Source organism: Massilia sp. W12 (assembly GCF_037300705.1).
In the GTDB taxonomy this organism is placed as follows: Bacteria; Pseudomonadota; Gammaproteobacteria; order Burkholderiales; family Burkholderiaceae_D; genus JACPVY01.
On the sequence record NZ_CP147776.1, the window covers coordinates 2404851 to 2419030 of the forward strand.

9 protein-coding genes are annotated in these 14180 nt (G+C 58.0%); 5 read left to right on the forward strand and 4 right to left on the reverse strand.

Annotated elements, in window-relative coordinates:
- The first annotated feature begins 251 nt into the window (after window positions 1-251).
- From pssA to V8J88_RS09750, 3 genes are all read left to right on the forward strand, one after another.
- Window positions 252-1148 (forward strand): CDP-diacylglycerol--serine O-phosphatidyltransferase, encoded by an 897-nt coding sequence (gene pssA / locus V8J88_RS09740; RefSeq protein ID WP_338849231.1) that lies wholly within the window; start codon window positions 252-254, stop codon window positions 1146-1148.
- Between the two features lie 61 nt (window positions 1149-1209).
- A complete protein-coding gene (locus V8J88_RS09745; protein WP_338849232.1) occupies window positions 1210-2742 on the forward strand; it encodes a 2-isopropylmalate synthase in 1533 nt (510 codons plus the stop codon).
- A 133-nt stretch (window positions 2743-2875) separates the two neighbouring features.
- Complete coding sequence (locus V8J88_RS09750; RefSeq protein ID WP_338849234.1) at window positions 2876-4474, forward strand: ABC-F family ATPase; 1599 nt, start codon at window positions 2876-2878, stop codon at window positions 4472-4474.
- Between the two features lie 55 nt (window positions 4475-4529).
- On the opposite strand, the gene V8J88_RS09755 is transcribed toward V8J88_RS09750, so the two are convergent.
- The gene (locus tag V8J88_RS09755; RefSeq protein WP_338849235.1) at window positions 4530-5630 is read right to left on the reverse strand and encodes a S41 family peptidase; all 1101 of its coding nucleotides are present in this window, start codon (window positions 5628-5630) and stop codon (window positions 4530-4532) included.
- 124 nt (window positions 5631-5754) lie between these two features.
- On the opposite strand from V8J88_RS09755, the gene V8J88_RS09760 reads away from it, so the two are divergent.
- A complete protein-coding gene (locus tag V8J88_RS09760) occupies window positions 5755-6195 on the forward strand; it encodes an Lrp/AsnC family transcriptional regulator (protein ID WP_338849237.1) in 441 nt (146 codons plus the stop codon).
- 4 nt (window positions 6196-6199) lie between these two features.
- On the opposite strand, the gene V8J88_RS09765 is transcribed toward V8J88_RS09760, so the two are convergent.
- Complete coding sequence (locus V8J88_RS09765) at window positions 6200-8608, reverse strand: phospholipase C, phosphocholine-specific (protein WP_338849239.1); 2409 nt, start codon at window positions 8606-8608, stop codon at window positions 6200-6202.
- A 665-nt stretch (window positions 8609-9273) separates the two neighbouring features.
- Here V8J88_RS09765 and V8J88_RS09770 point away from each other — a divergent pair.
- A complete protein-coding gene (locus V8J88_RS09770; RefSeq protein WP_338849241.1) occupies window positions 9274-12159 on the forward strand; it encodes an ATP-binding protein in 2886 nt (961 codons plus the stop codon).
- Between the two features lie 36 nt (window positions 12160-12195).
- Here the strand turns inward: V8J88_RS09770 and V8J88_RS09775 are convergent, their stop codons facing one another.
- Both V8J88_RS09775 and V8J88_RS09780 read right to left on the reverse strand, forming a co-directional pair.
- Window positions 12196-12690, reverse strand: a complete 495-nt coding sequence (locus tag V8J88_RS09775; RefSeq protein ID WP_338849243.1) for a cupredoxin family protein — start codon at window positions 12688-12690, stop codon at window positions 12196-12198.
- A 75-nt stretch (window positions 12691-12765) separates the two neighbouring features.
- Complete coding sequence (locus tag V8J88_RS09780) at window positions 12766-14175, reverse strand: copper oxidase (protein ID WP_338849244.1); 1410 nt, start codon at window positions 14173-14175, stop codon at window positions 12766-12768.
- Window positions 14176-14180: the final 5 nt, after the last annotated feature.

Below are 14180 nucleotides of genomic sequence, written 5' to 3' on the forward strand. Positions count from 1 at the left end.
TTTTCCCGCATCTTCTGAAAACCGCCCTGCAAGCCGGTCTTGCCGGGCGGCTGTTCGCCATGGCAGGCAGTCATGCGGCCCTTTGTTTGCATGCCATTTGCCTCACGTTGCGGTTTTTTTTACCCGCCGCTGCGCCGCTGATCTCCGCATAACCCGTTTGCAGCTGCAAAAAAACCGCATGCAAGGTAAGATGCACGGTTTGTGCACGCAGGCCTTGCGTGACGCACCACCGTATTCCCGGAGAGCAATGCATGACTAATCCGAACCGGCGCAAACTCAATACCGGCCCCTTCAAACTTGACCGTCTGCGGCGCTTGAACCGCTTACGCCGTCCGCTGGAGGACACGCCGGCGCTGGCCGGCGCGCCGCACAAGCCGCGCTCACGCGGCATCTATCTCTTACCCAACGCATTCACCACCGCCGCGCTGTTTTGCGGCTTTTACGCCATTGTGATGGCGATGGGCGGTTTGTATGAACCGGCTGCCGTCGCGATTTTCGTCGCCATGGTGTTGGACAGCTTGGATGGGCGGGTTGCGCGCTTAACCAATACCCAGAGCGAATTCGGGGCCCAATATGACTCCCTGTCAGACATGGTCAGCTTTGGCGCTGCGCCGGCCCTGGTGATGTATGTCTGGGCCTTGCGCGGCATGGGCAAACTGGGCTGGCTGGCGGCTTTTGTATATTGCGCCGGCGCAGCTTTGCGCTTAGCCCGCTTTAACACCAATATCGCGGTGGTGGATAAGCGCTATTTCCAGGGGCTGCCCAGCCCGGCCGCCGCCGCACTGGTGGCAGGCTTTGTGTTTTTGATGACTGATCTGGGCGAGCAGGGCCAGAATTGGCGCTGGCTGGCCTGGGGCATCACCTTGTTTGCCGGCCTGACCATGGTCACGAATGTGCCTTTTTACAGCTTCAAAGATGTGAATTTCCGCAAAACCGTGCCTTTCATCACCGTGTTTCTGGTGGTGCTCTTGATCGTCGGCGTCACCTACAATCCGCCGATTGCCCTGTTTGGCGGCTTTATTCTGTACGCTTTGTCCGGTTATGTGATCTTTTTCTTGCGCTGGTTCAAAGGCGATCCGGTGCCTTTGGTGCAAACCGCGCCGGAACCGGAAGCCGGCGCCAGCGAAGTGGATGAGCGCGGCGGCTGAAAAGCGGGGTCTTGATGGCGCGTCGCGCCGCAAAAGTGCTTGATGCAAGCGGGAGGGGAAGATGTCTGAACAAGTGATTATTTTCGATACCACCTTGCGCGATGGCGAACAATCGCCCGGCGCTTCCATGACGCGCGATGAAAAATTGCGCATTGCGCGCCAGCTCGAACGGATGCGGGTGGATGTGATTGAAGCCGGGTTTGCCGCCGCTTCGCCGGGCGACTTCGCCGCTATTTCGGCGATTGCGCGCGTGGTGCGCGATTCCACCGTCTGCTCCCTGGCGCGCGCCAATGAACGCGATATCGCGCGCGCCGCCGAAGCGCTGACGGACGCCCCGCGCCGCCGCATTCACACCTTTATTGCCACTTCGCGCCTGCACATGGAAATGAAGTTGCGCATGAGTCCGGAAGATGTCTTGCAGCAGGCGGTGGCGGCGGTGCGTTTTGCGCGCCGCTTCACGGATGATGTCGAATTCTCACCGGAAGACGGCAGCCGCTCCGATCCTGATTTCTTATGCCGCGTGCTGGAAGCGGTGATCGCGGCCGGCGCCAACACCATCAATTTCCCCGATACCGTGGGCTATGCCGCACCGGAATTGTTCGGCCAGACCATCAAGAATCTGCGCAGCCGGATTCCGAATGCTGACCAGGCCATCTGGTCGGTGCATTGCCACAATGATCTGGGCTTGGCGGTGGCCAATTCGCTGGCCGGGGTGGTGGTGGGCGGCGCGCGGCAGATTGAATGCACCATCAATGGCCTGGGCGAGCGCGCCGGCAATACCGCGCTGGAAGAAGTGGTGATGGCGCTCAAAACCCGCGCCGATCATTATCAATTGCATACCAATATCGACGCTTCGCAAATCGTGCCGGCTTCCAAGCTGGTGTCGCAAATCACCGGTTTCGCGGTGCAGCCGAATAAGGCGGTGGTGGGGGCGAATGCCTTCGCTCACGCCTCCGGCATCCATCAGGATGGCATTTTAAAAGCGCGCGAAACCTATGAAATCATGCGCGCCGAAGATGTCGGCTGGAGCGCCAATAAAATCGTGCTGGGCAAACTCTCAGGGCGCAACGCCTTCCGCCAGCGCTTGCAGGAATTGGGCGTGTTGCCGGAGAGCGAAAGCGAATTGAATCAAGCTTTTGCCCGCTTCAAAGACCTGGCGGACCGCAAGACTGAAATTTTCGATGAGGATTTATTAAGTCTGATCGTCGATGAAGAACATGAGCACGAGCATTTTCATCTGCTGTCTTTAAAGCAAAGTTCGGAAACCGGCGAGGCTTCGCAGGCGGAATTGGTGTTTGCCGCCGGCAATAAGGAGTTGCGCAGCACAGGGCAGGGCAATGGCCCGGTGGACGCCTGTTTCAATGCAATTGAAAAAGTGGTGCACAGCGGGGCTGAGCTGGTCTTATTCACGATTAATGCAATCAGCACCGGGCCGCAAGCCCAGGGTGAGGTGACGATCCGCCTGTCGCTGGATGGCCGCATCGCCAATGGCGTGGGGGCTGACCCTGACATTATCACCGCCTCCGCCAAAGCCTATCTGGCGGCCTTAAACAAATTGCAAGCCAAGAGTGAAAAACTGAATCCGCAAGTCTGAAGCGGCGCGCTGGCGGCAGCGTGTTTTGCGCGCGGATTCTGTCTGAAAACCCCATTGCGGTGGTAAAATAGCCGGTTTGCTTTGCGCCGGCGCCTCTGCCCGGCCTTATCACCTGCTTTGAAACGGGCCAGACATGCTTTCCACAGCGAATATCACGATGCAGTTCGGGGCCAAGCCCCTGTTTGAAAATATTTCAGTCAAATTCGGCGATGGCAATCGCTATGGCTTGATCGGGGCCAATGGCTGCGGTAAATCCACCTTTATGAAAATTCTGGGCGGCGACCTGGAACAATCCGCCGGCGTGGTCATGCTCGACCCCAATGAGCGCCTGGGTAAATTGCGCCAGGATCAATTCGCCTACGAAGAAATGCGCGTGCTGGATGTGGTGATGATGGGCCACACCGAGATGTGGGCCGCGATGAGCGAGCGCGATGCGATTTACGCCAACCCGGAAGCGACTGACGACGACTATATGCGCGCGGCGGATCTGGAAGCCAAATTCGCCGAATATGACGGCTATACCGCCGAATCGCGCGCCGGTGAATTGCTGTTGGGCGTCGGCGTGCCGCTGGAGCAGCACAATGGCCCGATGAGCAATGTCGCGCCCGGCTGGAAGCTGCGCGTCTTGCTGGCGCAGGCGCTGTTTTCCGATCCGGATATCTTATTGCTCGACGAACCGACCAATAACCTCGACATCAACACCATCCGCTGGCTGGAAGATGTGCTGAATCAGCGCAATTCGACCATGATCATCATTTCGCATGATCGACACTTTCTGAATCAGGTCTGCACCCATATGGCGGATATGGACTACGGCACCTTGAAAGTCTATCCCGGCAATTATGACGACTATATGCTGGCTTCGACCCAGGCGCGCAATCAGCAATTGATGGCCAACGCCAAAGCCAAGGACAAAATCGCTGAATTGCAAGACTTTGTGCGCCGCTTCTCGGCAAACAAATCCAAGGCGCGCCAAGCCACCTCGCGCTTAAAGCAAATCGACAAGATCAAGGTGGAAGATGTGAAACCGTCTTCGCGCCAAAATCCCTACATCCGCTTTGAGGCGGAAAAGAAATTGCACCGTCTGGCGGTGGAAGTGCAGGGCTTGGCCAAGTCGTTTGACCGGCGCATTTTCAATAACTTCAACATCAATATCGAAGCCGGCGAAAAAATCGCCATCATCGGCGCCAACGGGGTGGGTAAAACCACACTGTTGCGCTGCCTGGGCGGCGAATTATGCGGTTTGCAAGCTGATCACGGCCTGGTGAAATGGGCTGAGCATGCGCAAATCGGTTATATGCCGCAAGATCCGGCGGAAGAGTTCGCGCGCGATTTGAATCTGACCGATTGGATGGGGCAGTGGACGCGCGAAGGCGATGATGATCAGGCGGTGCGCTCGATTCTGGGCCGCTTGCTGTTCTCCGGCGATGAGGTGCGCAAATCGGTGCAGGTGCTGTCCGGCGGTGAAAAGGGCCGCATGATGTATGGCAAGCTGATGTTGGGCCGCTATAACGTGATGCTGCTGGACGAACCGACCAACCATATGGATATGGAGTCGATTGAATCGCTGAATATGGCGCTGGAAAAGTACACCGGCACCCTGATTTTCGTTTCGCACGACCGCGAATTCGTGTCTTCGCTGGCGACCCGTATTCTGGAAATCAAAGAAGATGGCATCATCGACTTTGCCGGCGGCTATGAGGAATATCTGAGCAGCCAGGGCTTGGTCTGATCTGACTGGCCGGCTTGCATCTTATGCAAGCCGGCCTCACTGCAAAGCACACGCCTTATTTGCCGGGTGTCTGGAATTTCGCTTTCAGATCCTGCGCGATTTTTTCCAATGCGCTCTTGCGGCGCGGCGTTTGCTCTGTCGCAATCACGCCTTGCAGCGCGCTCCAATGCGCCAGCGCCAGAGCTTGTTCTGCAGCGACAGGCTGATCCGGCGTCACCCCCACGCCTTCCCAATTGCTTCCGCTGATGGGATTGCGCGCGCGCCCATTCGGAATGAACACGCTCATATGCGGCGCCAATTTGTAATCCTCTCCCGGATGCGCGCCGCCGCCGGTGGTTTCGCCGATCAGGGTGGCGCGCTTGAGGTTTTTCAGGTTGTAGCTGAATTCTTCCGCTGCCGAAAAAGTGTGCTTGGAGGTCAGCACATACAAAGGCTTTTTGCTGCCGAAACGTTTGCCCGGCACCCAGGCATGGCTCCAATATTGAATCGGTTCTTTGCGATAGCGGTACAGCATATCGTTTAAGTGCACCGGCTGCGCATCCAGCAGATAGCTGGTGATTAAGGCCACCGTGGCCGGCTCGCCGCCGCCATTGCGGCGCAGATCGATAATCAAGGCGTTGGCCTGCGCCGCCAGATTCATGACGGCGGCGATATTCTCACCCGCCAATTGCGGATCGGCAAAGCCGGTCAATTCCACATAGGCGATATTGCCGGGCAGGCGTTCAAATTTCTCCACCCCGTAATTCACTGAGCGCAACATGGCCTGGTCAGCTTGCTGCTGTTCCGCGCTCAAGACCGGCGGCTGGCCCGGCGCCGCATCTTCAGCCACGACAAGCGGGCTTAAGCCGACGCGGAAATGCTTGTCCTGCGACGCGGCTTGCAAATGTTCGGTGAGTAATTTGGCGAAATCGTGCCAATTCGCCGCCGCCTGATAGGCGCCTGCCTTGTCATGCGCTTTGAGCGCGGCGGCGACTTTTTGCGCCACTTCCGGGAACACATAATTGGCTTGCACTTTATTAATCAGGGTTTGCAAAGCGGCCTGTTTTTGCGCCTGGCTGATGGCTTGCGCCTCAATCGCAGGCAGGGGTTTGGCCGGGTTGGCCCAGGCTGGCAGGGCCAGCAAACTGCAGGCTAAGATGGCGATTTTTGCATGCATGGTGATGTCTCCTGATAATTGCGCGGCACAGCGCAGAAAGTGTGAGCCATTATAGAAACAGGCGGCTTGTGATTTTTTCGGATTTTTCTCTAAAATGGCGTCATTCACCGAGGAAAACACGACCATGGACAAGATTGACCGCCAAATCATCGAAATACTGCATAAAGACGCCAGAATCAGCCTGCGCGAACTGGGCGAGGCGGTGCATTTAAGCGCCAATACCGTGGGCGAGCGCATCAAACGCTTGCAGCAGCAAGGCGTGATCAGCGGCTACCATGCCGCGCTGGATTTGCAGGCTTTGGGTTTGCCGCTGCAAGCCATGATTGATGTCAAGCTGGCGCGCCATACGCTGGCGCAGGAATTTGAAGCCGCCATTCTCACCATTCCGGGGATTTTGGAGGCTTCGCTGGTGACGGGCAGCTATGATTATCTGCTGCGCGTGGCCTGTGTCGATCAAGGCGGCTTGATGCGCATCATTGAAACATTGCGCACCCGCGCCGGGGCGCAAGACACCTACAGCCGGGTGATCTTGCGCCATACGCAATTGCGCAATCCGCTGCAATAAGCGCTTACAGCACGCTAAAGCTTTGCGGCGCGCAGAGCGCAGTATAGCCGTCGGCGTATAAATACCAGGCGCTGTATTCGCCGCGCGCCAGGCTGGCGCTATTGAATTGCACAGCGCCAAAGCCTTGCGGCGCATAGGCCCACAGCTTGGAGCCGGCGGCGCCCGGCTGCTGTCCCTTGGCGTAAATGCCAACCCAATTTTTACTGTGCAATTGGGCCGCCGGGCTTTGATAGCCGATGCTGATGCTGGCGCCTTGTTGCACGCTTGGCGTGGTCAGCATCAGGCCCGGTTCTTCCAGCCGGCGCGCGAGGGCCGGATCGGTGCGGCTGAATGCGCCGTTTTCAATATGCCCGGCAAAGCGCCGCAAATACGCACCGTCGGCCGCGCACAGCACCTTCCAGTCATACCAGCCGAAACTGGCGTGCGCCGGCAAATAGACGGTGCGCCGCTCGCCGGCGGCCAGCTGCAGCTTTTGGCCGGGTGCGCCATACGCCATATCGATTAAATCAGCCTGCAGCGCCTGCCCGCCCTGATTGGCGAATGTGAGCGCGACTTGATTGGCGCCGGGCACATGGCGCGCCCAGACTTCCAGCAGCAGATTGTGTTGCAGACTGCCGCTGCATTCGCGCAAAAAGCCGCCCGCCGCATGCACCCATAAATGATAGGCGTCACCCGAGCAGTTCCAATTTTCCTGCGCCAGCGAGCGGCCTGCTTCGAGCGCGTAATACCAGGGGCCATCGCTGCGTTGGCGCGAATACACGATAAACGCGCCGCCATCGCGCCCGCTATTGTGCAGGATAAGCCCGAGCTGGCGGCCAGTGCGCACAAAATCAGCGCTGAAATCATATTGCAGCGGACAATAGCCGCGCGGCCCGTTGCTGGCGACTTCCTGCACCGGCAGGCTTTGCAATTTGGGCGGCTGCGGATAGGGCTTGCCGGTGACCAGCGACCAGGAGGTGTTTTTCGGCACCGAATCGGGCCAGACCTGATTTGGATTTTTAAAGTCAAACGCGGCCCGCATATCGCCCAACACCGCGCGACGCCAGGGCGAAATCAGGCGGCATGTCACGTCTTCGCGTTTTTTGCCCAAGCCCTGCACCAGCCATTCTTCCAAAAAGCGCAGCTTCGAGGTGTGGTCCATCAATTGTGAACAGACCCGGCCGCCGCGCGTCCAGGGCGAGATGATCAGCATCGGCACACGCGGCCCGAGGCCGGTCGGCACGCCGTTGATCGCCTCCCATTGGCCGACATGGGGCAGCGTGGTTTTGCCCATTTCCGCATGCAGCGGGGCCAGATGCGAAGGCATATGGTCAAAAAAGCCGTCATTTTCATCATAGCTCAGTAAAAAAACCGTCTTTGACCATACCGCCGGATTGGCCACTAAGGCCGCCAACAGGCGCGCCGTCAGGTTTTCGCCGGCATTCGGCGAATTCGGCGAATGCTCGGTGTAATCATTTGGCGCACAAATCCAGGAAACCTGGGGCAGGGCATTGTTTTTGACATCATTGGCGAATTGCGCCACCAGCCAATCGGCGCGCGTGCCGACTGAATTCGCCTCATTCGAGCCTGGCGCCAGCTGCCGGCCTTTTTGATATAAGGGCGAATCACTTGATAAGCGTGAACCATCCGGATTGATGCGGAATTGTTTGAAATACGCCAGATAATTATCGCCATAATTATCCCATTCCTGATACACCTTCCAACTGACTTGATTGGCTTCCAGCACTTCAGCATAGGTTTGCCAATTCGGCGCGGCTTTGGTGATTTCAGCTGAAATATTATCTTTAGCCGGATCATTATTATAATAACCGGCGGCATTGATATTATATAAGCCGCCAGGAAAGCCCAGCATATTTTGACATGTACCGCTCAAGGAATATAAACGATTGGGATCAGTGGCGCCGAAAATCGAGCAGTGATATTCATCGCAAATCGTAAAAGCATCTGCCAGCGCATAATAAAAGGGAATATCTTCGCGGTTAAAATACCCCATCGCCTGCGCGCTTTTGCGCTTGACCCAGGCGTCCCAGCCCTGCCATTCCGTCTGATTGCCTTTCCAGGAATGGTTGGTGCCAAGCGAAAGCGCGCTGGTGTTTTTCGCGTCAAAATGGAAAGGCAATACATGGCCGCCTTTGCCATCCGGTTGATACCACACCGGCGCCCCGCCCGGCAGACGGATGGCGCGCGGATCATGAAAACCGCGCACCCCCGGCAGGCAGCCGAAATAATGGTCAAAGGCGCGGTTTTCCTGCATAAAAATCACCACATGGCCAATATCGGCCAGCGTGCCGCTTTGATGATGTGCGGGGATTGCCAGGGCTTGTTTAATCAAATCCGGAAACAGATTTGATGCCGCCAACGCACCGGCGCCGGCCAGAAAGCCGCGCCGCCCGGATGTTTTATTGTCTTGCATATGCGCTCCCGATGTGTGAAAAGCAGAAATCATATGCCCGGGGTGTGACAATATTATGTCTGCATGCCCGATAAAATCATTTCAAAGCCGCTCTGTTTAAAAATAATTTATATCGTGCTGTTTTCGTCGATAACCATGGGGTTTTATGCATAATAGCAGAAATAAAGCGCCGCTTCAGCTGGATTCAAGCCAAAACTGCAGGCTGGCTTGCGCGCAGCGATAAACAAGATCGACAGCTGTTGTGCCATATTCTTGAAACAGGCAGAAAATCAATACAGATACTGAAGTTCGGCATTCATAAGGATGGACGAAGCAGATTCCGTTCGCCCTGAGCCTGTCGAAGGGTATGGTTGATGATGGTTCGACAGGCTCAGCACGAACGGCAAAACCCAAACCGTGCTTCGACAAGCTTCGCACAATCAAGCTGCAACCCGCTTGGCATATCAGACCGGATTGTTAGCGCAGTGGCTCATTAGGTACTACAGATAAAAACCCAGCGTCTGCACATTTTGCATGACGCGGCATACTGCACGCGCGCGTTGCGGGCGCCCCGGAGGCTGCTGCGAATCCGGCTTTACCTTGCAGCTGACGGCATGCTAAATTGGCAAGTATGGACATCACACCTTGGCGGGCGGCGCCTCTGATGTCCTGTGCCGGGAGCGAAGATGGACTTATATGCAAGCAAGCAAAGGGTGCAGGAATTGCACACCATGCTTGCCAATAACGGAGAGGGGACGCCGGTTTCGCCCCGCGATTTTGCGCTGTGGCAGGAATTGGCCTGGGCCTTGCGCGAGCGTGACCCGCAGCGCGCCTTGCAGATCCAAAAGCGCTTGCATGTGCCAGACTTGCTGCAGCAAGTCTCAACCGCCTTGCAAGTCCGTCATTGGCTCACCCAATCCTGTTTGCACTGTCTGGACGCACAAGTGCCGGCGGCGCTTTCCGCATTGCAGCAGGCGCGCGAATTGTTAGCGCACGCGCCGGATTTGCTGCTGGCGGGCGATTTGGCGTTTTGCCACGCATCCATCTTGCAAGAGCTTTCCCGCGCCGAGCAGCGCGATCAGGCGTTTGCCGACGCCGCCGCCGCCTGGCAAGAGGCCGGCGACGGACTGCGCGCCGCCGTGGCGCGCGCCAAAACCTTGCATTTCAACGCTTTCCTTGATCAACGCCAGACGCGCGAACGCGCCTTGCAGGAATCCGCCAAACCCTGGGCCAGTGATCCCCTGGTGGCGGCCTGGCTGCATAGCGCGCTCGGGATTTTGGCGGTGTATGCAGGTGATCCGGCCAGCGGCATCCGCGATTATTTGCTGGCCTTTAGCGCCGCCAACAACAGCGGCCAGTTGCGCCATGCCATTGTGTCAGTCAGCAATGCCGCCGACGCCTTCGCCACGCTGGGCGATTTGCAAGCATCGCTGGAGTGGGGCGAACAGGCGCTCGAATTGGCGCGCCGCAGCGCAATGGCGGCCATGCAGGGCACTGCCCTGATCCAAGTCGGCAATACTTTGCGGCAATTGGGCCGTTTGCAGGAAGCGGAACGCATGCTGCTGGATGCGCAACACAGCTTGCAACCGGTGGCCGGTTCCCCCACCTGGCAGCTAACCTTGCATTATCTGGGCGAATTGCAGCTGGATCTGGCCAAGCCGGCGCAAGCCCTGATTTACTTCGGCCAGCAGGAAGCGATCTTGGCCAACAGCGGGGCGGCGCCGATGATTATGCGCACCCTGCGCGGGCAAGCCAAAGCCTATTGCGATCTGGGACAGTATGAGCAGGCCATGGAAAAATTGCGCAGTGCGCTGCAGATGGCGCAGCAGCAGCACAGCAGCAATGAAATCATTGATCTGCTTTGCATCAAAGCCGAGCTGTGTCACCGCCATCAGTTAGCGGCGCCGCCCGAGAGCGTTGAGCCGAATGCCCATTTGCATTGGTTAAAACAAGCGCTGCAAGTCGCCGGCACGATTGATGAATTCATTGTTCCTTCCAGCCTGTTCGACACCATCGCCAACGCGTATGCCGAAGCGGCCTGCTTTGATCAAGCCTTCGCCTATGCGCGTGCGGCCGCAGGCGCGCGTGAGCAACAGCATCTGGCTGATGCGAATAACCGCGCCATCGCCATGCAAGTGCGGCTCGACACAGAGCGCGCCAAAGCGGAAGCGCTGCACCACCTGGAACTGGCGCAAACCGAATCACGCCGCGCCGCCGCTTTGCAAGAAGCCTCGCAAACACTGGAAACCCTGGGCAGCATCGGGCGTGAAATCACCGCCTGCTTAGACAGCGCTGCGGTGTTTGCCGCGCTGTACCGGAATGTCAAACAGTTATTGGATGTCACGTCGTTTTGCGTCTATCTCTTGCAACAAGACGGGCAGGGCTTGCATTGTCCCTTTGCGCTGGAAGAAGAAGCGCCGATCAACATCGCTGATGTGCCGCTGGATCATCCGTTTGCCTTGTCGGCGCGCTGCGCACGCGAGCGCCAGGATATTTTCATCAACGCCGACGGCAACGACAATGTGCAATCCAAAATCCCGGATACCCTGGATACGCAAAGCCTCTTATTCACGCCCTTGCTGGTGAATGAACGCTTGCTGGGCGTGTTGTCGATTCAATCGCTGCGCCCGCATGCTTATGCGGAGCGCGAACGTTCGATTTTCCGCACCCTGAGCGCATATGGCGCGATTGCTCTGGACAACGCCAGCGCCTACGCCCTGGCCGAGCGCGAACGGCTGGCCGCCACACTGGCGCGCGAACAGGCCGACCACGCGCTGGCGGAATTGCGTCTGACCCAGGCCAAGCTGGTGCAATCGGAAAAAATGGCGTCTTTAGGCCGTCTGGTGGCGGGCGTGGCGCATGAATTGAATACGCCGCTGGGCAATGGTCTGGTGGCGGCCTCGGCCTTGGAAGAGCAATTGCAACATCTGCAGCAAGCCGTGGCGCAAGGACATATCAGTCTGAGTGAAATGCGTGAAATGTTAAGCGACTTGCAGACCGCCGCCAGCATCATGCACACCAGTCTGGCGCGCGGGGCCAAGCTGGTGCAAACCTTCAAACAATTGGCGGTTGAGCAAAGCGGCGCGCGCCGTCATCGCTTTCAATTGCAGGAAGTGTTGGAGCCGGTGCTGGCCGACTTCAGCGCGCGCCTGCAAGCCTCTCCCTGTCAATTGCGGGTATTGCCTTATCCCGCGTTGCAACTCAACAGTTTTCCCGATGTGCTGGCCGATGTCTTAAAACGCCTGCTGGAAAATGCGATTCAACACGCCTTCCATGGCCGCAGCCAGGGACAGATTACGCTCCACTGCAAACAGGGCAGCCATACCGGCTTGCGGATTTTGGTGCAAGACGATGGCAATGGCATCGCCGCCGCCGATCTGGGCAAGGTGTTTGATCCTTTTTTCACCACCCAATTCGGCCAGGGCAGCTCGGGCCTGGGCCTGCACATTGCGCACAATGCCGTGACCCAGGTTTTAGGCGGCAGCCTGACTGTGTTTTCCACCCCGGGCCGGGGCAGTGAGTTTGAACTCGACTTGCCGCTGGTGGCGCCTTATAACGACCGCCTGGATTAAGCGCCCAAGCGCGCGCCGGCAGCGGCAAGCGCAGCCTTATTTCACCTTCACCCGCCCGCGCATTCCGGCTTCAAAATGTCCCGCAATCAGGCAGGCGAAATCGAGCGTGCCGCTTTTGCCAAAGCGCCAAATGATTTCGCCGCTGGCGCCGCCGGCCAGACTCAGCATATTCGGCTCTTCGTGCTGCATATCCGGCTGTTGGCGCATCATCTCGGCATGGGCTTGCAATTCCGCCATCTGGCCCAGCACAAATTCATGCCGCAATTGACCGGCGTTGCGCACTTGCAAACGCAAGGTTTCGCCGGCGCGCACTTCGATTTTGTCCGGCGCAAAGCGCATTTTGTCATCCATCACAATCTGCACTGTGCGCTTGACATCTTTGGCGGCGCCGGGCGCGCCTATGCTTGACATCTGCGCATGCGCCCCATGCTGAGTGTGCGAGGCGTGGTGCTGATGGGAATGATTGCCGCCGGCTTGCGCCATATTGCTCAAGGCGCAAAGCGCAATCGCGCTGATAAGAAATTTGTTCATAGCTCACCTGTTTTACCGATTCATTTTTTGGCGCGGGCAGTTTCGCACCCGCCACGCGCCGCACAATACAAGCCCTTAATGCTGATGGCCGCCGCCTTTTTTGCCCGGTTTTACGGCGCGCAATTCGAGCGCGCCGGGGGTGTTGGCCGGGGCCGCTTTGTGCGCCGGCGGCGCCTCGCCCATCCATTCATGCGCCACCGTGCCCGGCGGGTGTTGGTACCAGCCGGGGTCGCTGTAATCGCCGGCTTTTTGCTCTTTGCGCACCTTCAGCACCGTGAACATGCCGCCCATTTCCAGGGAGCCAAACGGGCCTTCGCCCATCATCATCGGCAGGGTGTTGTCCGGCAGCGGCATTTTCATACTGCCCATATCGCCCATGCCGCGCTCACCCATGGCCATATAGTCGGGCAACAGGCGCTGGATTTTTTGCGTCAAATCAGCCTGCGCCACGCCGATGCCGGTTGGCACATCGTGCCCCATCGCATTCATGGTGTGATGGCTTTTATGGCAATGCAAAGCCCAGTCGCCAACTTCATCGGCGATAAAATCAAGCTGGCGCATCTGTCCTACCGCAATATCGGCGGTGATTTCATACCAGCGCGCGCTTTTCGGCGTCGGCCCGCCGTCGGTGCCGGTGATCATGAATTCATGCCCGTGCAAATGAATCGGGTGATTGGTCATGGTCAGATTGCCGATGCGGATGCGCACCCGCTCATGCTGACGCGCCACCAGCGGCGCAATGCCGGGGAAGACGCGCGAATTCCAGCACCACAGATTAAAGTCGAGCATGGTCATGATCTTCGGCGTTTTCGCGCCCGGCTCAATATCAAAGGCGTTCAGCAAAAAGCAGTAATCGCGCTGCACTTCGTCAATCAAGGGGTGTTTTTGCCTGGGATGCGTGACCCACATGCCCATCATGCCCATTGCCAATTGCGTCATTTCATCGGCGTGCGGATGGTACATAAAGGTGCCCGGGCGGCGCGCGGTGAATTCATAGACAAAGGTTTTGCCCGGCGCGATCGACTTTTGCGTCAAACCGGAAACACCGTCCATGCCGCAAGGCAGGCGCTGGCCATGCCAGTGCACGCTGGTGGCTTCGGGCAAGCGGTTGGTGACGAAGATGCGCACCTTATCGCCTTCCACCACTTCAATCGTCGGCCCCGGACTTTGTCCGTTATAGCCCCACAGATGGGCCACCATGCCAGGCCCCAGTTCGCGCAACACCGGTTCGGCCACCAGATGAAATTCTTTCACGCCCTGATTCATGCGCCAGGGCAAAGTCCAGCCATTGAGCGTCACCACCGGGTTATAGGGACGGCCATTGGGCGGCGTCAGCGGCGGCTGGGTGTCCGGCTTATCCTGGCTGACCAATTCCGGCAAGCCTGCCATCGCCGCCGGCGCCACCGCCGCACTGGCCAGGGCGCCGCCGGCAATCCCGGCTTTGCCGGCCAGCTTGAAAAATTCACGTCGTTTATTGTTGTCCATGCTCC